Source organism: Guptibacillus hwajinpoensis (genome assembly GCF_020524165.1).
Classification (GTDB): Bacteria; Bacillota; Bacilli; order Bacillales; family Guptibacillaceae; genus Guptibacillus; species Guptibacillus hwajinpoensis_D.
Window position 1 is genome coordinate 38,898 of sequence record NZ_JAIVKU010000002.1, and the last position, 21,229, is coordinate 60,126.

The 21,229-nt window shown below is 36.2% G+C and carries 14 protein-coding genes and 1 pseudogene; 12 read left to right on the top strand and 3 right to left on the bottom strand.

Going from position 1 to position 21,229, the window contains the following annotated elements:
* Positions 1–41 precede the first annotated feature (41 nt).
* From galU to LC090_RS01995, 5 genes and pseudogenes are all read left to right on the top strand, one after another.
* Complete coding sequence (gene galU / locus LC090_RS01975; RefSeq protein WP_226654775.1) at positions 42–929, top strand: UTP--glucose-1-phosphate uridylyltransferase GalU; 888 nt, start codon at positions 42–44, stop codon at positions 927–929.
* Positions 930–1,139: 210 nt separating this feature from the next.
* Positions 1,140–2,396, top strand: a complete 1,257-nt coding sequence (locus tag LC090_RS01980; RefSeq protein WP_226654777.1) for an O-antigen ligase family protein — start codon at positions 1,140–1,142, stop codon at positions 2,394–2,396.
* The gene (locus LC090_RS01985; protein ID WP_226654779.1) at positions 2,397–3,683 is read left to right on the top strand and encodes a cellulase family glycosylhydrolase; all 1,287 of its coding nucleotides are present in this window, start codon (positions 2,397–2,399) and stop codon (positions 3,681–3,683) included.
* Positions 3,684–3,780: 97 nt separating this feature from the next.
* Positions 3,781–4,645: pseudogene (locus tag LC090_RS01990) on the top strand (gluconate transporter); the annotation flags it as partial.
* A gap of 411 nt (positions 4,646–5,056) precedes the next feature.
* Complete coding sequence (locus LC090_RS01995; protein WP_226654781.1) at positions 5,057–9,124, top strand: Ig-like domain-containing protein; 4,068 nt, start codon at positions 5,057–5,059, stop codon at positions 9,122–9,124.
* A gap of 480 nt (positions 9,125–9,604) precedes the next feature.
* Here LC090_RS01995 and LC090_RS02000 read toward each other — a convergent pair whose 3' ends face one another.
* Positions 9,605–9,916: a flagellin gene (locus LC090_RS02000; RefSeq protein WP_226654783.1), complete on the bottom strand. Its 312-nt coding sequence runs from the start codon at positions 9,914–9,916 to the stop codon at positions 9,605–9,607.
* On the opposite strand from LC090_RS02000, the gene LC090_RS02005 reads away from it, so the two are divergent.
* The 3 genes from LC090_RS02005 (at position 9,887) to LC090_RS02015 (ending at position 12,265) form a co-directional block, all read left to right on the top strand.
* Positions 9,887–10,483: a vWA domain-containing protein gene (locus LC090_RS02005; protein WP_255647919.1), complete on the top strand. Its 597-nt coding sequence runs from the start codon at positions 9,887–9,889 to the stop codon at positions 10,481–10,483. The genes LC090_RS02000 and LC090_RS02005 overlap by 30 nt on opposite strands.
* A gap of 249 nt (positions 10,484–10,732) precedes the next feature.
* Positions 10,733–11,422, top strand: a complete 690-nt coding sequence (locus tag LC090_RS02010) for an Ltp family lipoprotein (RefSeq protein ID WP_226654787.1) — start codon at positions 10,733–10,735, stop codon at positions 11,420–11,422.
* Between the two features lie 222 nt (positions 11,423–11,644).
* Positions 11,645–12,265, top strand: coding sequence for a hypothetical protein (locus tag LC090_RS02015; protein ID WP_226654789.1), 621 nt, complete (start codon positions 11,645–11,647; stop codon positions 12,263–12,265).
* A gap of 275 nt (positions 12,266–12,540) precedes the next feature.
* Here LC090_RS02015 and LC090_RS02020 read toward each other — a convergent pair whose 3' ends face one another.
* A complete protein-coding gene (locus LC090_RS02020; RefSeq protein ID WP_226654790.1) occupies positions 12,541–12,879 on the bottom strand; it encodes a hypothetical protein in 339 nt (112 codons plus the stop codon).
* 628 nt (positions 12,880–13,507) lie between these two features.
* On the opposite strand from LC090_RS02020, the gene LC090_RS02025 reads away from it, so the two are divergent.
* The 3 genes from LC090_RS02025 to LC090_RS02035 are packed head-to-tail and all read left to right on the top strand — an operon-like array spanning position 13,508 to position 17,196.
* On the top strand, positions 13,508–14,380 hold the full coding sequence (locus tag LC090_RS02025; RefSeq protein WP_226654791.1) for an MORN repeat-containing protein: 873 nt from the start codon (positions 13,508–13,510) through the stop codon (positions 14,378–14,380).
* Positions 14,381–14,408: 28 nt separating this feature from the next.
* Positions 14,409–16,304, top strand: coding sequence for a hypothetical protein (locus tag LC090_RS02030; RefSeq protein ID WP_226654792.1), 1,896 nt, complete (start codon positions 14,409–14,411; stop codon positions 16,302–16,304).
* Positions 16,305–16,347: 43 nt separating this feature from the next.
* Positions 16,348–17,196: a hypothetical protein gene (locus LC090_RS02035; RefSeq protein ID WP_226654793.1), complete on the top strand. Its 849-nt coding sequence runs from the start codon at positions 16,348–16,350 to the stop codon at positions 17,194–17,196.
* A 226-nt stretch (positions 17,197–17,422) separates the two neighbouring features.
* Here LC090_RS02035 and LC090_RS02040 read toward each other — a convergent pair whose 3' ends face one another.
* On the bottom strand, positions 17,423–19,423 hold the full coding sequence (locus LC090_RS02040; RefSeq protein WP_226654794.1) for a cell wall-binding repeat-containing protein: 2,001 nt from the start codon (positions 19,421–19,423) through the stop codon (positions 17,423–17,425).
* A 688-nt stretch (positions 19,424–20,111) separates the two neighbouring features.
* Here LC090_RS02040 and LC090_RS02045 point away from each other — a divergent pair.
* Positions 20,112–20,822 carry a phosphoribosyltransferase gene (locus LC090_RS02045; RefSeq protein WP_226654795.1) on the top strand — a complete coding sequence of 237 codons (711 nt, stop codon included), beginning with the start codon at positions 20,112–20,114 and terminating at the stop codon, positions 20,820–20,822.
* The last annotated feature ends 407 nt before the right edge of the window (positions 20,823–21,229 follow it).

Sequence of the window (21,229 nt, forward strand, 5' to 3'; positions counted from 1 at the left end):
ATGTACATAATGAAAACTTAAATAAGAGAGGAAGATGAATTATGAAAGTAAGAAAGGCTATTATCCCAGCTGCGGGTCTAGGAACGAGATTCCTTCCTGCGACAAAAGCGCAACCAAAAGAAATGCTACCGATCGTGGACAAGCCAACGATCCAATACATTGTCGAAGAGGCAGTGCGAGCAGGGATTGAGGACATCATTATCGTCAGCGGTCGTGGAAAGCGCGCAATTGAAGATCATTTTGACAAATCCTATGAGTTAGAAGAGACGCTCACGAAGAAACAAAAGCATAAAATGTATGAAGAAGTGCAAAAGATCTCAAATCTAGCAAACATTCATTACATTCGTCAGAAAGAGCCAAAAGGACTTGGACATGCGATTGGATGTGCGAAGAGCTTTATCGGTGATGAGCCATTTGCGGTTTTACTCGGTGATGATATTGTACGTTCTGAGCAACCATGTATTGGTCAGTTGATGGACGTATATAACCGCTACAACAGTTCTGTAGTTGGTGTTCAGCAAGTTGAGAAGGAAAACGTTTCGAAATATGGAATCATTGCACCAAAAGACGGCATGTTGGAGGAAGGTGTTATTCCTGTAGAAACATTTGTTGAAAAGCCTTCGATCGAAGAAGCGCCATCCAACCATGCGATTCTTGGTCGTTACGTGCTAACGCCTGAGATCTTTGAAATTCTTGAAACGTTACCTACAGGTGCTGGTGGTGAGGTGCAACTGACGGATGCAATTAAAGTATTGAATGAGTCGCAGGCGGTTATTGCTCATGAATTTGAAGGCGATCGTTATGATGTTGGGGATAAGTTCGGGTTTATTAAAGCAACGGTTGATTTTGCTTTGGGGAGAGAGGATCTTCAGGGTGAAGTAATGGGGTATTTGAAAAGCGTGTTGGAGAAGGAATTGTCTTATTCTTAATATTTTTGAAAGAGATAAATTTATATATTAAGGTCCTAAATTGCTAGTTCCGTTAACACTGAATATTGGTTATTTAATGTCTAAAGGATTCACAAGCTATTCATGGTAAAGAGTTCAAAACTAAAAGGATTTCCAAATAAAGTATTGCTCTAGTTAGAAGAGTATATTAGAGTGTTATAGTGTAGTTAATAGCCCAATAAGGAGCCGATAATGAGAGATATTAGTTTTGAAAAAAGACTTCCAAGTTCAATAATAAATACTACTCCCAATATATTTAACATATATTTGTATTTAATATTCTTCTTCATAATTTTTTCAAGTGGAGCAATACTTGATCAAAAATATTTAAATTTTTCACAAATAATTGTATTAGGTCTTTGTATACCGATATTTTTCTTGAGTAGAAATTTTAATTATAAGCAATTATTTTTCTTAACATTAGTGATTCCATTTTTCATTGTAATTAATTTTTTTAATTACGATGATACTATAATAAATTATCTTCTTTTTATTATTAAATTTATATTTATTTTCTTTTTAGTTAGATACTGTATAATCAAAAATATTGATATATTTAAAATAATAAATAATTTAATAATAGGAATTTGTATTTATTCTATATTTACATATGTTTTTTTAGATATTATGAAAATCTTTCCTTATTATATGGAAGTGATAAATGAAAAACCATATAAAGTTTTCATGGGATTTCATTTTCACTGGCAAGAAGTTAATTGGTTTTCATGGAGAGTAGTAAGAAACAACTCAATATTTTGGGAACCTGGTGTTTTTCAAATATATATTAGTTTTTCTTTATTTTATCAACTTTTTATAAAAGAAAAAATTAGAAAATCAGTGTTAATTTTATTAGTTCTTAATATGTTTACAACCTTTTCAACTACAGGTTTTTTAATTGTTTTGACGTTACTCACATTTAAATACTTAAAACAAAAACCTAAGACAAATATAGGCTTGATCTTTAAAATATATATAGTTCCAATTATAATAATTACCGCTATAATTATAGGGTTACAAATTTTTAACCAAAAAGTAAATAATGGGACTGTTTCGTACGATTTACGAACTAATGATTTAAACATTGGTATAGACTTGTTTTTTCAAAAACCGTTTTTAGGTTGGGGATATTTAAATAATAATGAATTTAAAGCTTTAACAGGTACAAGTAATAATAGTAACGGATTAGTATCCATGATGTTTCACCAGGGGATGATGGGATTAGTATTCCATACCTTCCCAATTTTGGTGTTGATATTGAGTTTGTTTAAGAATAAAGGACTTATGGTAGCATTATCTTTTGGTGTTTTTTATTTTGTATCTGCTGCAACTGAACCGCTAATGTATGCAAATTTCTTTAATGTTTTTATTTCCATGGGATTTATTGCCATTTTCGAACGGAAGCTATTTTATTCTTGGACAAAAAAAGAAAACGTTCTAATGGAGTATTAAATGAATCGTTTTAAAACACTCAAAACCTCCGAAAAATTAATGATTATTATTGTAGTGATTCATCTGATTGTTATACTAGTACTATTTTTGAAACAGGAAGGGAAAACACCAAAAGAACCTCTAAGACCACTACCTACTTTTTCAAAGAGTATAGGGGTTAGTATACACCCTGGTTTAACAGAACAAGATATTCAAAAAATCAATGATGCAGGAATTAACATTGTGAGGATTGACATATTTTGGTCGAGTGTTGAAAAAACAAAAGGCATATATGATTTCAAAGGTAGTGGGTACGATCAATTAAATGATTTATTAACAAAGTATGATATAAGACCTTACTACATTTTGGCTTATGAAAATCCATTATATGAAAGACAAAGATCTATAGTAACAGATGAAGGTAGAACTGGATTTATCAATTTTGTGGCAGCTACTGTTGATAGGTATAAAGGACAAAATATAATTTGGGAAATTTGGAATGAACCTAATTTAGAAACATTCTGGAAACCACAACCTAGTATTGATGAGTATAGTACTCTAGTAAAAGAAGTAAGTCCTATTATTCAACAAAAAGATCCTACAGGAGTAATAGTTGCCCCTGCTTTGGCAGGAATACACGAAAAATCTATGGAATGGTTAAAGCAGTTGTTTGAAGAAAATATACTAAACTATATTGATGCAATTTCTGTTCATCCATATCGAAATAATCATCCAGAGTCTGCATTATATGATTATCAAGTATTAAGAAATCTCCTCAGTGATTATTCGGATGAGGATATTCCTATCATTTCTGGTGAATGGGGTTATTCCATGCATCAGAAAGATAATATCTCAATTAATGAAATAGAACAAGCATCCTATCTTGCAAGAACTTTTCTTATTAATTATATGTTTGAAATTCCAATTAGCATTTGGTATGACTGGAAAAATGATGGAGTAGATAAAAATAATAAAGAGCATAATTTTGGATTGTTATGGTATGATTCTACTCCAAAATTATCTTTCTTATCCATTCAAACATTATCTAAAACTTTAAATGGTTTTAAATACATTGAAAGAATACATACATCTAATTCAGAAAACTATATAATAAAATTTAAAAATAGTAATGGGAAAAATATTATTGTTTTTTGGACCACTAGTAAAAACAAACAAGATATAAAAATTCCTCTGAAATCGGGAAACGGGGAAGTTGTTTCGATGCTAGGGGCCGAACATAGATTGAAATGGGAAAAAGAGGTTGATTTGACTCTCACGTCTAGACCTAATTATTTATTAATAGATTGAATAATTATATGGAACCACGTTGACAATTTGTGAAGTTGAAAATGTCTGAAGAGGATTGCCGATAGTATAATAGATATGACATTGCCCCATTAGAGCTCCGCCAACGCCTGGACCGATCTCAGTTGCCTCGATCTTTAGGCTGGGTGATTTTATTCGGTGCACTGGCAGGTTTGCCCGCAATGATTATTGCTGGTCCTATTTTCGGTAAATACATCGGAAACAAAATTCACGTTAAGGTTCCTGACTTTGTAACGCAAAACGAAATGGAACAGCCAAAAAACGAAAAAGAACTTCCAAGCTTTTTATCAATCGTTATTTTAATCCTTATTCCACTTGTCCTTATCCTAGTAAATACTGTCTCAGGTCAGATCTTACCGGAAGATAGTTTTACAAGATCATTCTTAACCTTTGTTGGACATCCTTTCATTGCCTTAACCCTTTCGACACTCCTCACGTTCTATTTCTTAGGAACAAAACGAGGGTACACGAAAGAAGAAGTGCAAAACATTGCAACAAAATCACTAGAACCTGCCGGAATCATTATCTTAGTAACAGGTGCTGGTGGCGTCTTCAAACAAACGCTCATTAACAGTGGCGTTGGTGATATTCTAGGCGAAATGATGGCAACTTCCAGTTTACCAATCGTTCTATTAGCCTTCCTAATTTCCACTTTCGTCCGAGTGGCGCAAGGATCTGCAACGGTTGCCATGATTACAGCAGCTGGTCTAATGTCACCAATCATCAGCATGATGGACGTTTCTGAACCAATGCTTGGACTACTGGTTATTTCTATTGCGAGTGGGGCAACCGTCTTTACCCACGTAAACGACTCCGGCTTCTGGTTAGTCAATCGATTCTTTGGCTTAACAGAGAAACAGACGCTCCAGACGTGGACAGTTATGGAAACGCTGATTGGATTTATTGGATTTGGGGTTGTATTTGTGATTAGTTTTTTTGTGTAGGGTAAATGGTAGATTACAATTATATGAATAATAGAAGGCTGGGAGACTATTCGAGAGGGATTGGTTTCCTGGTTTTTTTATTTGTGGAGCTGTGAGCGATAGAGGGATTATAGAAATGCAGAATCACATGAGAGCAGTAGAATTTTTTGTTTTATTTTATATTAGCTGCGATTAGGATTTGCCCCAATGAGCTAAGTTATGTCTATTTAGCTATAAGAGCCACAGCATACCAAAAGTCTGTACAATCTTTAGATTAGCTCATCTGTTTTCTTTTGCAAAGCTAGTAAAATAGTCGATCTGTTCCAGTAATTGAGGATAACTGGTAAGGAAATGTGCGTTATTTGGTAGAAATAAACAATTCATGATGTATAATAGTAACTGTTAGTTTTATACGGGAGAGGGGAATTTTTTTTGGGGAAGTTAGTTAAAATATTAATGGTATTATTATTGGTTCTGGGTATTTTTCCAACTGATTTTGTTTCGGCTGAAGCGGATGTTATCGCACCTGAGCTCGAGAGTATTACAGTAGATAAAGAAAAAGCAACAGCTGGCGATCATGTAAAAGTAAGTGTAAAAGCAACAGATGATGTAAGTGTAACGCATATTAGTGTTTATTATGAAAAGCCTATTACAAGAAAAAGTTTTAATGTGCGTATGACATATAATCAGCAAACTGATCAATATGAAGGCACGATTCCAATTGAAACCAATAGCGAATCAGGAGTTTATAAAGTAAGTTCGTTATACGTGTATGATAGCTCCGATAACATCTCTAGTTATTATTTATCAAGTGATGATGATGGGAAGTTAAAAGAAGGAGAGTTCACGGTAAGTGGAACAAGTGGGGCAGATGTAACAAAACCAACTCTCGGAAGTATTACAGTAGATAAAGAAAAAGCAACAGCAGGAGATAATGTAAAAGTAAGTGTAAAAGCGACAGATGATGTAAGTGTAACGCATATTAGTGTTTATTACGAAAAGCCTATTACAGGAAAAAGTTTTAATGTGCGTATGACATATAATCAGCAAACTGATCAATATGAAGGCACGATTCCAATTGAAACCAATAGCGAATCAGGAGTTTATAAAGTAAGTTCGTTATACGTGTATGATAGCTCCGATAACATCTCTAGTTATTATTTATCAAGTGATGATGATGGGAAGTTAAAAGAAGGAGAGTTCACGGTAAGTGGAACAAGTGGGGCAGATGTAACAAAACCAACTCTCGGAAGTATTACAGTAGATAAAGAAAAAGCAACAGCAGGAGATAATGTAAAAGTAAGTGTAAAAGCGACAGATGATGTAAGTGTAACGCATATTAGTGTTTATTACGAAAAGCCTATTACAGGAAAAAGTTTTAATGTGCGTATGACATATAATCAGCAAACTGATCAATATGAAGGCATGATTCCAATTGAAACTAATAGCGAATCAGGAGTTTATAAAATAAGTTCGTTATACGTGTATGATAGCTCCGATAACATCTCTAGTTATTATTTATCAAATGATGATAAGGGTTTATTGAAGAATGGTGAATTTTTCGTTTACACCGAATCCAAATTACCTGTATTCTCTTCAATCTCTACTAACAAACAAAAAGTAGAAGCAGGAGATTCAATTTCACTATCAATAGATGCAACAGATGATACTCACTTAAAGGATGCAACAATCAAGTATACTTCTCCTGTAAGCAAAGAAGAATTCTCATATTCTCTTAGCTACAATTCAGAGAATGGCAAAATGGAAGGATCAGTTCCAATCGAACAAGGAAAAGACCTAGGATTATGGGAAGTGAAGTCTCTAGAAATTAGAGATACAAATCTAAATGTCTTAACAATCAATTCTAGTGAGAAAGACCTTAGCGCAGGGAACTTTACTGTTATCAAATCGGTAAAACCTCTTAATGCGTATGTCATAACATCAAATACTTCTTGGTCAAATAAAACGATTGATTCTGATGTCTATATTGCGGAGGATGCGGTCTTAACGGTTCAAAACAATGTAACGATTAATGGAGATGTCTATACGCTTGGCGGTTTACGAAGTTATGATGGTCTACGAATCAATGGTAGTCTTATCACAAACAGCATTACAATGGGATACTATACACCTTCGAATGGACAGGCCGTTTTATCAGGCTCAAATTCCATTTCTAGCATGGTGGCATCGAATCGTGTGCTAACAGAAATTCCGTTTGATATGTATGGTGCACCATTAGTAAGCCGTGATGGAAAAGTGAGATTAACTGGAGCAACGCTTCCTTTTGTATCAGTTAAAATCAATGGCCAACAGGTTGACTTAAAAGATAATGGCACATTTAAGCTAGAGGAATTCGAATTAGGCTCTAATGAAAGCATCAACGTCGTCATCACAGATCCAGATGGTTATACTTATACAAAGAGTTATGAAGTGAAAGACCTTTATGTAGATGGTCTTACTAAAGATTCTAGTAGTGTGACAGGAAAATCACTTCCGAATATGACGATTACATTAGCTCGTTCTGGAAACGAAGTAGGCAAAACAACTGCAGACGAGGATGGATTCTTTGAAATTCCAGTTAGTGATTTAAAAGAGAATGAAACGCTGACTCTTCAAGTGTATGATTCGGAAATGCTTGTTACGGAAAGGAAGATCACTGTAAAAGATGAGACAGCCCCTGCATCACCAGTGGTGGATGACGTTTCTGATCAATCAACGGAAGTGACTGGAACGGCAGAACCAGGTTCATCCGTTTATGTTAAGGCAGGAACAAAGGAACTAGGTCATAGTAAAGCTAACGAAAGCGGAGCGTATACAGTTTCGATTGCTAAACAAAAGGCGGGAACCACATTGCATGTACGTGCAGTTGATGCTGCAGGAAATGAAAGTGATCCTGTTTCCGTTTCCGTTCTTGATCGAACAGCACCGACACAACCAGAGGTAACCCTCTCCACACAAACAAACGTAAGTGGGAATGCAGAACCAGGGTCTATTATTACAGTGAAATCAGGAGCAGAAGAGCTAGGGAAAGCAACAGCAGATCAGTCAGGTGTTTTCTCAGTCAACATTCCTGAACAAGTTGCTGGTACAGAGCTAGTTGTTACTGCTGTAGATACGGCTGGCAATCAGAGTGAAGCCGCAATTGTCATTGCGGAAGATCAAATGTCTCCTGCAAAACCAAATGTCTCTCTTACAACCGAGACGAAAGTAACTGGGAAAGCAGAAGCAGGATCAACCGTTTATGTAAATGCCGATGATAAAGAACTAGGTAATGGAAAAGTATCCAACTCTGGAGAATTTTCAATTTCTTATTCTAAACAAAAGTCAGGTGTTGAACTAACGGTATACGCGGTTGATGAAGCGGGCAATCAAAGTGAAGCAATAAAGGTAACAGTAGAAGATCATTCTGCTCCATCACCTCCTGTTATCTCTATTGCGACAGAAACTAGTGCTAAAGGAAAGGCTGAATCTGGTGCTCAAATCCAGGTGAAAGCTGGAACTAAAGTTCTTGGCACAACGAAGACGTCGAATAATGGCGATTTCGAAGTTACCTATGAAAAGCAAAAACCAGGTACAGAAATTAGTGTAACTGCGACAGATAGCTCTGGTAACAAGAGTAAGTCAACAACAGCTGTTGTGGTTCAAAAAACAAATCGTATTTCTGGTAAAGATCGCTACAAAACAGCTGTTGAAATTTCAAAAACAGCTTTCGAAAATGGATCAGAAACAGCTCTGCTCGTTAGGGGAGATGACTTTCCAGATGCGTTAGCTGCCGCTCCATACGCTCATCAATTAGGTGCACCTATACTATCAACACAGAAAGAAACATTGACGGCTGTGACGAAAGAAGAGCTAAAGCGTCTTGGTGTCAAAAAAGTGGTGATTATTGGTGGTAGTAGTGCCGTTTCTGGAGACGTTGAACAAGAGCTTAAAGCGATGCACCTAACTGTTGATCGCATTAGTGGAAAAAACCGATATGAAACGGCTGCGAAAATTGCAAGTAAGTTGGAAAGTGATCAGGTTATCGTATCTTATGGCGGTAACTTTGCAGATGCGTTAGCTATTGCACCATTTGCAGCGCGAAACGGCATTCCAATTGTCTTAACCGGAACTAACAAGCTTCCATCTGAAACGAAAGCAACTCTAAAGAAACAAACGATTGTTGTAGGTGGAACGGCCGTTGTTTCTGATAAGGTGATGAATCAATTACCTGATCCAATTCGCTTATCTGGAAGTAATCGTTATGATACAAATAAAGCTATAGTAGAACATTTTGATCATGATACCTCTCGTGCCTATGTGGCAACAGGAAAGAATTATGCAGATGCGCTAACAGGATCAATACTAGCGGCTAAGAAAAATGCGCCTATTCTTCTAGTAGAACCTGATAATGTACCTGATCCTATTATGGATCTTGTTAAAAAGAATGATTACGATCAGTATTCTATTCTTGGTGGGAGTGCCGTTGTGGAAGATCGTATTATTGTAGAATTGGATTAGAGATTTTTGTTATTTAATTAGAAGCTAGCAATAAGTGAGGCAGCCCTTCCTAAAATTATCGTTACTTCTAAAGAAAAATGGTTTTTTTCTTGCTTTTCAGACAGTGGTATTACCAATATGTAAGTGGCTTACTTTATGAGAAACGATGAAGTAAGCCACTTTTTATTACAACTAGTTGATAAAATTATGGATGTGTAGAACGAGATGCTAGATAGCTTGAACTTTATGAAGCTCCGGAGAAATAGACGCTCCAGATATGGACAGAGACGGAAACGCTGATTGGATTTAGAGGTGGGTTTGTGGTTAGTTTTTAGAGTAAGCAGATAATAAGAGTTAATAGAAAACTAGGAGACTAATCGAGAGAGAGTGGTTTCCTGTCTTTTTATTTGTGGAGAGATGAGTGATAAAGGGAGTAAAGAAACACAAAATCACGAGGACGGTTAAAGCCCTCGTGATTCCCATTGACACGTTTTTTGTTTCTTATTTTAATAAATTCAGCACTTCTCCCGCTTGCTGATTCGCATGAAGTAACATGGCTTCAGCTGATTGATTTAATATTGAACTTTTTGCTTGTTTCATTGCTTCTTCAGCTAGGTAATCTTCAATACGCGATGCGGATGCCGTTAAGTTCATGCTTGTTGTTTTATTAATGTGAGAAATTCGCTCAAGTTCATTTTGGTAAGAGCCAAGGTCTCTCCTCATACGGGCAATGGAATACCAGGGCAAGCTGATATTGTATTCGTCGTCGATAATACGGGTAGCATGAACTCCATACAGAGAGAAGTTGCTCAAAATGTGGCTTCCTTTTACGATGAACTCGATTCACATGGGGTGTCTGATGTAAGGGTAGGCATCATGGAATACTGGTATGACCAGTTTAGCTTTAAAAATTTTGGTGATTCTTTATGGAGTGGCGACTCAGCTGAGATTGAGGATGCCCTTGGAAACTTTCCAAATCGATCAGCTGGAATCGAAAATACGATGACCGCTATAGAACATGTTGTGAACAACTATGATTTTAGGAATAATGAAGACACTGGATCGATCAAACATATTGTCCTGGTAACGAATGAGCCCGGTGATGACTTATCAAAGCTTCAAGCCACGAAAGACATTCTTAATGAAAAAGCGATCGTCGTTCATGGCGTTTATTCTTCAGCACCGCAGATAGCTGATCTTATTAACAATCGCCATGGAACTTCAGTGGATCTCTCTTCATCAAACTGGGAAAAAGAACTTAGTACCAAACTAGCAAAAGGGATAGGAGAACTGGCCTCCGAAGAGAGGAATGAGAGTACCTCACTCACACTACAAGTTGGACCTAATAGCGGAGACACTTATCACAACCGTTATGGATAAAAGGGAATATAAGGATTTAAGATAATCAGGTTAGAGACTCTTCGCAAGAATGGCATCCTTAGCAACAGCATGCTCCAACAAATGGGAAATGCTTGATTAGTTTCGGGAAATAATAATTTCTATTAAGTAATATTTTGGAGAAGAAGGTGAATCTCCAAAAAAATAACCGTTAGATAAAGAATAATGTGTTTAATATACATATATTGGTATGTTATAATGTTACTTTAATATACAAAGGGGGAAACGGGAATGGCAAAGAAACAAAAACAGAAAAAGCCTTTCTATAAAAGATGGTGGGTTTGGATCATTGCAATTATTATTATTGTGGCTGCTGTGAGCGGTGGCGATGATGATACAGCAGAGGGAAACAAAAAGGAAAGCGAGCCTACAGCGGCCGAAACAACGAACGATCAGACAAAGGATGATAACGAAGAAGCATCAACTGAGGAACCTCAAGAAGAGGCTAAAGCGGAAGAGGACATTCCTGCCGAGTACCAGTCTGCTTTGAATAAAGCTGAATCATATGCTAAAACAATGAACATGTCTCAAAGTGCCATTTACGATCAACTGGTTTCAGAGAACGGGGAAAATTTCTCTGAGGAATCGACTCAGTATGCCATTGATCTTCTTGAATATGATTGGAAAGCAAACGCTTTGAAAAAGGCAGAATCCTATTCGAATACAATGTCCATGTCCAAACAAGCCATTTATGACCAACTGACTTCTAACAGCGGGGAAAAATTCACCGAGGACGAAGCTCAATATGCGGTAGACAATTTGAAAGCCGATTATAAAGAAAACGCCTTGGAAAAAGCAAAAAGCTACCAGGACTCAATGAGTATGTCACCAGAAGCGATCAGAGATCAATTGACTTCTGGAAGTGGAGAACAATTCACACAAGAAGAAGCTGATTATGCTATCGAAAATTTAGATAAATAAAACGTAACAAAAGAGGCTCGTTTTATCACGGCAACTTTCAGCTTGTAGAGGCATCTATGTTCCTCTACAAGCTTTTTAGTTGTTCAAAATATGGAGCAACATCTCGGTAATTTGCTTTGCTAGAACAAGATAACTGTCTGACAATCAAAAAGGTAGGATGGATCAACTAAATGAAACGTCCTTCCTTTAATTCGCAAAGACATAATGAAAGGAAGAGGATTTATGAGAAAAATCACTTATACAATTTTAGTAATATTGCTAACGTTCCTAGCAGCATGTTCTTCAAATGAACAGAATGGGAATAGTGAATCGTCAGCAAACAAAACTGAAAAAGAAGAACAAGGTAAAGAGGATAAAGTTGAGGTTGATAAAGGCCTTCTAAATGTTGAAATCACCATTCCAGCTTCTATGCTAGAAGATGAGAACCCTGAAGAGGCAATCGCTAGTGCCAAAGAGCAAGGAGTAAAAGAAGTAACCGAAAATGAGGATGGCTCACTTACATATAAAATGTCAAAATCAGTTCATAAAGAAATGATGAAGGAAATAACAACCACAATCGATGAAACCGTTGAAGAAACGAAGAACAGTGAAGACTATGTTTCCATTAAAGACATTACTTACAATGATTCTTTTACAAAATTCACGATAGTTGTCGATCAAGAAGCTTATGAAAATAGTTTAGACGGCTTCGCCACATTGACGTTGGGCATGTCAGGTATGATTTATCAAATGTATGATGGAGCAGACCCGGAGAAGTATACCGTAACCATTGCTTTAAAAGACGAAGCGTCTGGGGAAATCTTTGATGAAATTTTATATCCAGAAGCATTAGAAGAGGAATAGTAAAAGGGGATATAAGCAAAGCTTAAAACCGTTGTTCATTCTCAAGGCACCCTGGATCAGCTAATCATATACAGATGATGCATCCCAGTTTCTTTTTCGGGGAAAGAAGTACCACGTCTTTACATGATTTCAATTACTAATTCAAAAGGAGATAGGCATGTGAGTGATGCCATCTCCTTTTCTTTCATTCATTTGTTATGATTTAAAGTCCCGTATGGTAGTGAATCTTATAAGAGATTCACTAAATTGTTTTAAATACCTTTTAAAAACTGTATTTAGTCAATCATCAACCATCGTTTCCAATCAATTTTTAGAAATTGTGCTAACTCCTCAGGAGATTGAAACTTAAATGAATAACCATAATGGATTAGCTCTTTCCCCTTATTCTGTTTTTTAGGAAAATGTTGAAAAGAAGTGTTATGATTCGTTTTAAAAGAACGGTCAAGTAGGTATTGATTACCTTCTACTACTTTGGGGTTTAAAACGATGGTGATTTCCTTATTATGTAACAGGTATACAATCTGTCCATTCTCATGTTCAAATTCAATTGATTTTGCTGTTTCTTTCGTTAATGTGAAATGATTTTGAGTGAACTCTATTTTTAAAGCTTCCATAAATCCTCCTCGTGTATTCAATAATAACAAGATAGTTTTTGGTAATCTTTTATTTTGTTGAAGGGACCATTATATGGTGGATTGATAAAGAATTCTTCTTACAGTCTATCATAGTGAGGGTACTTGTACTTGGTCTGCCAAATGAATCTGTTACATCTTATTTCTCTGTAATGGTGATATGGATATTAACTAAACTGGCTAATAAATATTCAATTTGAAAAGCTGCTTGTAAATGAGATGGTTCTTCTTTAGGGAGAATGTCATTAATTAATATGGTAAAGCGTCGTCTAGCAATAAGCGCTTCGTTCATCAATTTTTACCATTCGGTGTCTTCAGGATTAGTAAGGACAAGCTGCAATTAGTAGGTTGTTCTGGCCAAATCGTTAAGCTCATTGACGGGCAGCTATATGTGAATGATTTGATTGAATTTCCAGAGAATCGCATAGAGTAAGTAAAAGCCCTTTCCTCGCTGAGGTATGGGCTTTTTGTTGTTGTGTTTTTATCAAACACTTCCTTAAAAGTTTATAGGCATAAAATCCTAATTAATAATTGTGTTTTCACCTGTTTTCCTTAACAATAACAATAATGGGATATTTTTCTGCAATGTATGAAAGTTAGGTGGAAGACGATGTTTGAAGCAATTTCACTCTTGATTCTATTATCCGTACTCTTACTAATTATTGGGACGATCAAGCCAAGTTATGTTTACTTGTGGAATGGAAAGAAAGCCAAGGGGCGGTGGAAGGTGTTTTTGTTCTACGGTGGTGTGATCTACTTACTATGTGCGTTAGGGATGGGGGCAATCACCAGTTGGTTATTCGCTCTAGCTTTAATTGGGTTGTTGACCACTGGCTTGAGTCTTATTTTACTACTCATTGGATTAGTCAGACCGAGAATCGTTCTTCCGATGAAGAAGAATACGAGACGTAAGGTCGTTTCTATTTATAGCTTCGTTTTCATCACAAGTATGGCCATCGTTATCTCGGCTTCTATGTCAGAAGATGAAGGGGCGGTTTTACCGTCTGCACGTTATGATGGTGAACGTCTTAACGGTGAAAAGCATGGAACAGGAAAAACATTTAACCGCTCAAGTTATTATGAAGGGGAATGGGTTCATAATGTGCGTGAAGGATACGGGACTGAGGTAACAAGCTTTGGTAGCGTACTCGATATGAGATATGAAGGTGAATGGAAGGAAAATCTTCATGATGGGTACGGAACTGAAGTGGTTTCCCTTTTTGGGGTGGAAACCACTTATGAAGGAGATTATAAAAACGGAGTAAGACATGGCTATGGGAAGTTCACTGATCGGAGTGGTAGTAGTTATGAAGGAGATTGGAAAGAGGATGCGCCGAATGGGTCAGGCGAAATCCGAACAAAAGATGGTGAGATTTACGTCGGGGAAGTGATGGACTGGGAACGACATGGGCGTGGGAAAGCAGTCACGGCTGACGGTAAGGTGACTGAAGGCATTTGGGAGAACGGGGAGTTTGTGAAATAACAATTTAGGACTATAAACAGGGGGAAACATGGATATTTTATTCTTTATTACATTAATGATTTCGGTATGTGCATTGATAATAGGAATGATCAATCCACGTTTGGTTTTACCGTGGATAACGAAAAAAATGAGATCAAGGTTAAAGGTGTTTAAAACGTATAGCACGACGTCGATTTTATCGATTTGTCTTGGAGCTTTCATATTTAACCCAAATGTAAGCTATATCGATAAGTTTTCTGGATCACTTCTTTTTATAGGGATTTACTGCAGCGCGATGGCTTTATTAGCGCTTATTAATCCGGCCATACCTATTTATTTTTCTAGAGCTGAGCCGACGAAAAAGCGATTGTTTCTAGTCTATTTTGGTGGAATGCTTGTGCTACTCATGATTTGTAGTTTGTTTATGCCCGGGTTATCGCTACTGGATAAATTATTACAGGTTGTGTTATTTATCCTTCTTTATAGCATCTCAGCTATATTGCTCAGTTTCATTAAACCTTCGTGGGGACTATTTTACATAAAGGAAGAGAAGCGAACAAGGAAGCGAGCGGCTTTCTATTATGGGAGCCTCTCCTTCGTCATGCTTTTATTAATAGGAATATATGCGCCACCTGCTTCTGAAGAACTTGCTGAAGCAAAGGAAAGTGGAGTGAAGGCGGAATCATCTGATCGGTGGGAAGATGAAGAAGATTTGAAAGTTGAGGAACCAGCTGTAGAAGAAGCTGTAAAACAGGAAGAAGAGAACGATGAGATTCCAGAGTCTGAAGACGATGCTGAAGAGAAAGAAAAAGAGAAAGCAAAAGAAGAAGAAAAGAAAGCTGAGAAGCAAGATGAATCACCTTCTAACAATGAAGCGGAGCTGAAAAATGAAGAGGAAATAGAAGGGGACCAAGCTGAAGAGGTGAAAGAAGAAGACGGCGGCTTCAGCTTCAAAAAGGTGTTTGCCAATATTGAAAATGCTGTCACTCAATATCAGTTGAAAAAAGCAAAACAAAAGGAAGAGGACAGAAAAAAAGCTGATAACCTGTATGTAAAAGCAGTTGCCTCATTAGAAGCAGGCAATTATCCAGAGGCACAGAAGATAATCGATGACTCGATCGATTTGTATGATGAAAACGGTGATGCGTTCGCTTTACGTGGATTAGTTACTTATTACAATCTCGGTTTTGAAGAAAGAATGAGAGAGTCTGCAAAGATAGGGCAGGGAGCAGAGGAGTTAAACTTAATCGGAGTGCAGTCCCAAGATGAAATGGCTTTAGTGATTGAGCAGAAAATCGCTAAACACAAGGAACGGTACAATTGGTTAAGAGAGATCGAGGATACGATTCACTCGATAGAAAAGGATTTCAAAAAGGCAGATAAGCTAGATGCTGATGTGCAGGAAGCTGGTCATATGCATGATCGAATGAGAGCCATTAATGACTTTCTAGATATTGGACAGAATTTAGAAAAGACTGAAAAGAAAATTGGCAAAAAGCTAGAGGATCAGCTTCAAACCAAGGTTAAAGCAGGAGAACTATTTGAAAACCCTGGAAAGTATGATGCATGGAATCGTGCTTTTCATAACATGGTGGATTCTTACAGCAACAAGTTAGACGAGAAAGTCGCTGAAGAAAGTGATGAGCGGAAGTTTCTATGGCACCATAGTCGTAAGGACAAAAAAGTTTTGGCAGACATGGAAGAGAAATATTCGAATAGAGTTAATCACCTCCATGATTTAGTCGAGTTTTTCGTAGATACCGATGCTGAAAAGCTTGAGGGCTATCAGGACAAGATGAACGATCTTTCGAAAGATCTTATCCAATTAGAAGAAACGAAATGGGAGTTAGGAAAGAAACTTGATGAAAAGTCGGAGCCTGTTTTTATGGGGCTAGAAGAAGAGGTTATTACGATAGAGGAGAAGAAGTATCAGTTAGGTAGCTAATCCTTTTCTATTACTTCAATAATGAAAAATGAGGAGCCATGTTATGAAACGTATATTTGTAGTTTATTCCTATTTAATTGTAGTTGCCTTATTAGCATTGGGATGTGCTTCAATTAGTAATGACGAAAAAATAAACGAAGATACTATTTCTGTGGCTGAACAGGCAATCGACCAGGGGAAATTAGCTTTAGCTAACGGAGAGATTGCGAAAGCAAAAAGTAATTTCAACTTGGCTGTAAACGAAGATACGAAAAATAGTGAGGCAAAAGAATGGGTTGAATTAATCGACGACTACGAACAATTTATTACCCACATGGAAGAGAAAGAAGTTGAAAAAGCTTCAGAAACGTTAAATGAACTTAAGGGTAATAGTAGGTATGAATCTATTGAAGTGGTTATACAAGAAGACGCGGATAACCTTAATGAGATGGTTGAAGAAACAAAAAAATTAACTCGTGAAATTGAGGATTTAAAAAAACTATATGATCCTCATGATGAAAATGCAATGCCGGATGAAACTTACTTAGTCGCATCCGACGAAATTTTATCAAATGAATACATTTCTGAAGAACAAAGAGATGTTGTGAAAAAATTCAAAAAGGATGCTACGGATAGAGCGAATCAAATCTTGGCAGCAGAAGAAGAGAAAATGAACGCAGCGAATTCAGAAGCTCAGCAAGACGATGACCCATATGAATGGGCTCCTGGAGTAAAAGAGACATTTGAAAATGAAATGATCGAAAGTGGATACGCGGATTCAATCGAAACCATTAGATATGAAAAATTTCAAATATACAACAATCAAGGGTTTTTAGAAGTATACGCTGAGTTGGATGGAGTAGAGTATCGAATAGTTAGTGTTAATGTAAAAACCGGGGATTACCATGGGTAGGAACGCTAGTTGACTAGTATCAGCAGGACGTACGGTTCTTCTCATTCAGTCGCTTACTAACAAAGAAAAGCAGGGGAACTAGATCATTGAATGTATTAGTTCTCCTGCTTTTTTATTAATGGAAACTCAATTAATTAATGAATCACGAGAGTCATCCTCGTGATTCCCATTGTAATCTCTATTATTTCAAGATAACATCACGAGACCATCCCAATTATTCTAGTAATTATTTTAATTCATCTACAACCTTCTTACCAACAACGTTTTCTCCTCCTAGAAGTACAAACGATTTATAAGAAGAGATCAGACTTTTAGTTGAAGGTGGAATCTCGTTTGTTTTCACTAGAAGAATCGGACTGTTATTTGTAGCTGCAAGAGCTGAGCCAGCGAGTGCATCTGGGAAGTTTGCACCTGTAGCAAGATAGGCTTGTTCAGTACCCATTTTCAAGTTTTTGACGATTTCTTTTCCAGTTTCATAACGATTTGCACCACCATATCGAACTTTCTCGGAGACTGGTAGTTCTTTTGCTACTTTTTCACTTACAACGGAAGTGCTACCAACGATAATTGCACTTTTCTTACCTGTCAGTTCTGCTTTGGTTTGTGGCGGTAATTGGTTTTGCTTCGTTAATAGGATTGGAATCCCATTTTTTGCTGCATAAGGGGCAATAGCAAGAGCATCTGGGAAATTAAGACCATAGGCAACCACGACTTTATCGCTATTTAACTTATGCGCAATTAAAGCTGCTGTTTCAAAACGGTCTGCTCCACCAATCCGTTCAACTGATAGCCCCAGGGTTTTAAGCTTGTTAGAGACCGTTTTGGAAATAGCATTTTCACTACCTAGGATAATCACTTTTTTGGCTTTAAGACGCTCAATTTCCTTCGAAGTAACATCTACAAGTTCATTTGATTTTGTTAAGAGGATTGGTGCTTTTTCTTTATAGGCAAGAGGTGCTCCTGCTAATGCATCAGGGAAGTCGCTCCCTTTAGCAAGGATGATAGTATTAGACGTTTGCCAACCATTTTTTGAGATCTCTACTGCCGTTTTGTATCGGTCCTCGCCCTGGAGTCGCACGACTGATTGAGAAGAGGTGGTCACTTCCAAGCTATAAATCATATTATCGTTATCGTCTCCTGAAACCTCTACATAATAGGTTCCAGCAGATAATTGACTTTCAAAACTATTATTTTCTGTTTTTGTTTTATCTGAATAGGTATTTAAATAATTAATTGTATCGCCATTAGAATCTAATAAATAAACTTCTTTATTGATTCCATTATCTAAGTTAAGTGTCACTTTTTCTGGCTTAGATAATTGAAATGTATAGTAATCTTCATCATCCCAATCTGAAATAACACCATTGTATGTTTTGTTTAGATCAATTGAATTTGCCGTAGCAAAGGTATTATTAAATTCTTGTTCAAAAACTGTACTTTGTTCGAAATTCACAGTTAAATTATATGGGGTTTCTTCGCCACCGCCACTTTTTAATTTAATATAAAAATCCCCAGCAGGGAGGCCTACTGTCATTTGACTATTACCTGGAAAATCAGAATTTGTATAAAGAGAATCAATAATATCTCCATCTTTTGTCGTAATATAAACTTGCTTTTGCTCGCTTCCTTTATTATCTACAATAATGGTATATTTTCCTGATTGACTGTTACTGATTTTAAAATAGTCTTCTTCATAGTAGTCTTTTGCTAAGAAACCTTTATACGTTTTATTAAGTTCTAACTTATTATTTTCTGCTTCTGCATAACTATCATTCGGTTCTTTTTCATAAAAAGAAGAGGCCAGAAATTCCACTTTGAATTTATATGGATTTTCAGTATAGGAGCTATCAACCTTAATATAATAAGTACCTTTTGGTAAGCCCATCTCTAGTTGAGAAGTACCTGAATAATCATGATTTGTATTTAAATAGTTTGCGAATTCTTCGGTCTCATTGAAAATATCAAATCTAGTATCCTCTCCTGGACGATTATCAGCTACTAATCTAACATACCCATCTTTGGAGAGCGTGAATTTAAAATAATCTTCTTCATAGTAATCATCAGTAACGCCTGTTATGTATTCGTTAACTGAGATCCCATTAGCTTCAGCGATAGAATTATTTGGTTCATTTTCCGAACTGTCTGCGTACGTATTTGTTGGAGAACTAAAGAATAATAGAAATAATACAAAAAATACTGTAAAAAATAATCCGACTGATTTTTTCAATGATACACACCCTTAATAGAATATTTAAAAGCAATGAAACAAAGAACGATGTAAATGAACACCTCCCAAATTGAAGACTAAAGAATCCATTTAAAAAATTTGGAATAATACTAGGTATTATATACCATTAGTATAATACCATTAAAATACAATCAATGGGCAAATAAACAATATATGTAATATTTTTAATTTGAAAAGATCAATTGGTATGTTAGATTTAGTGAATCTAAAAAAGCGTTATCCCAATGGTAGTTGACTAGGATAGAGGGGGTTTCTCAGACGTGGATTTGTAGAGCGTGAGTGGAGTAAGATTCATTATTTATGGTCAATTATTGAGTAGTCAAAAGATATGTAGATTAAAGAAGTAGTGAATAACGTCGGAATTTATTTCGACAATTTCACAAATAATACGGGTGGTGACAGGCACTTTTCAATTTTCCATTTTTATAATACTAATTGCCTAAATGGCTGAAGTAATATTATAATGAATATGGTATTCTAATTTTCCAAATTAAAGAATTTAAGTAATTTAGTGGATGGATAAAGTGGTTTTGCTTATGTCTAGTATTTCATTAATAACATCATCCGATTTGGTAGAAATAGAAAATAGTAGTTTAAATAAAGGATGTAAGAACTGAGTTGCAAGTTTTGAAATTTAACGTGTGTCTAGGATGAGGAGTTATAAGTTATGAAGAATATCTATATAGATTACAATCAAATTTCTTTATCACTTGAAGCATTAGCAAAAGAGGTGAAGAAAGAGAAGTTTGGTGGAATTGTTATTGTTTTAAGAGGGGGTTCTTTTCCAGGCATCCACTTAGCCTTTCTTACTGGCCTTCCGTTTTATTATTTACGCTATAATCGTTCGGAAGAAACCATTAGTTGGTTGGGAGATATTCCGTCTCCCATGAATGTTCTCCTAGTTGAAGACTTTGCTGGTATGGGCAAAACGTTAACGAATTGTATACGTTTTTTACTAGAACAAAGTTTTGAGGTGAAAACACTAGTTGTATGCAAAGATGTAAAATCTTCTTCAATTCCTAACTACTCATGTTTCGAAACAAAGGATCCTAATGCTAGATACATTCTCCCGTGGGAAAGATACAGAATTAATCCAATCGCTGATCAACACTCCGAACAAGAGCGAAAAGCAGATGATCAATACTATTGTACGATGTGGGATCATTCTTTAAGTCGCTATGCCAAAGATGGTGATGGCATTGCATTTCCTAATGGTAATAAAGGCGACATGGCAATAAAATCAGGCTACACTCACTTAGTTCTTAGTAACGTAGAAGAGGCCATTCTTGTTTCTGCGGAATATCCAGAGTTAAGCGTTTCCTGGTTAAATGGAGAGAAGTACTACCAAATATCATCAAGAGAGACTCATTACGGTTAAGGTTAGAGGAAGAATGATCAATCAAGTTCATATCACAGGAGAAGACCCAGTTAATCAAACGTTTGATTAACTGGGTCTTCTAATTCAATTAAAATAATTAACATCACTAAATAGATTAATGGGAAACGAAGTAGTCTGAAAGTATTTGGATCCTTTTTTATAAATTAGAAATATTTCTATAAACATGTTATTAATTACCAATAAAATGATATAATATTCCTAGTCTAAAAGGTCTTTATGTTCTCATCAGAAAAGTGGGAGGAGGAAGTTGCATAAAGAGGCTAGTACCCTATTCATTTCTAGCATGGCAATATCCTAGTTTAATGTGAATTACCATAAGTAAGAGATCGAATTGAAAATCTCTATTGAAGTAGTCCAAGATAGCTAAAGAACATTGGAAATAAAGT

Coding starts and splice junctions, on each gene's coding strand:
- galU (WP_226654775.1), top strand. CDS start 42: ATGAAAGTAAGAAAGGCTATTATCCCAGCTGCGGGTCTAGGAACGAGA.
- LC090_RS01980 (WP_226654777.1), top strand. CDS start 1,140: ATGAGAGATATTAGTTTTGAAAAAAGACTTCCAAGTTCAATAATAAAT.
- LC090_RS01985 (WP_226654779.1), top strand. CDS start 2,397: ATGAATCGTTTTAAAACACTCAAAACCTCCGAAAAATTAATGATTATT.
- LC090_RS02005 (WP_255647919.1), top strand. CDS start 9,887: ATGAACTCCATACAGAGAGAAGTTGCTCAAAATGTGGCTTCCTTTTAC.
- LC090_RS02010 (WP_226654787.1), top strand. CDS start 10,733: ATGGCAAAGAAACAAAAACAGAAAAAGCCTTTCTATAAAAGATGGTGG.
- LC090_RS02015 (WP_226654789.1), top strand. CDS start 11,645: ATGAGAAAAATCACTTATACAATTTTAGTAATATTGCTAACGTTCCTA.
- LC090_RS02020 (WP_226654790.1), bottom strand. CDS start 12,879: ATGGAAGCTTTAAAAATAGAGTTCACTCAAAATCATTTCACATTAACG.
- LC090_RS02025 (WP_226654791.1), top strand. CDS start 13,508: ATGTTTGAAGCAATTTCACTCTTGATTCTATTATCCGTACTCTTACTA.
- LC090_RS02030 (WP_226654792.1), top strand. CDS start 14,409: ATGGATATTTTATTCTTTATTACATTAATGATTTCGGTATGTGCATTG.
- LC090_RS02035 (WP_226654793.1), top strand. CDS start 16,348: ATGAAACGTATATTTGTAGTTTATTCCTATTTAATTGTAGTTGCCTTA.
- LC090_RS02045 (WP_226654795.1), top strand. CDS start 20,112: ATGAAGAATATCTATATAGATTACAATCAAATTTCTTTATCACTTGAA.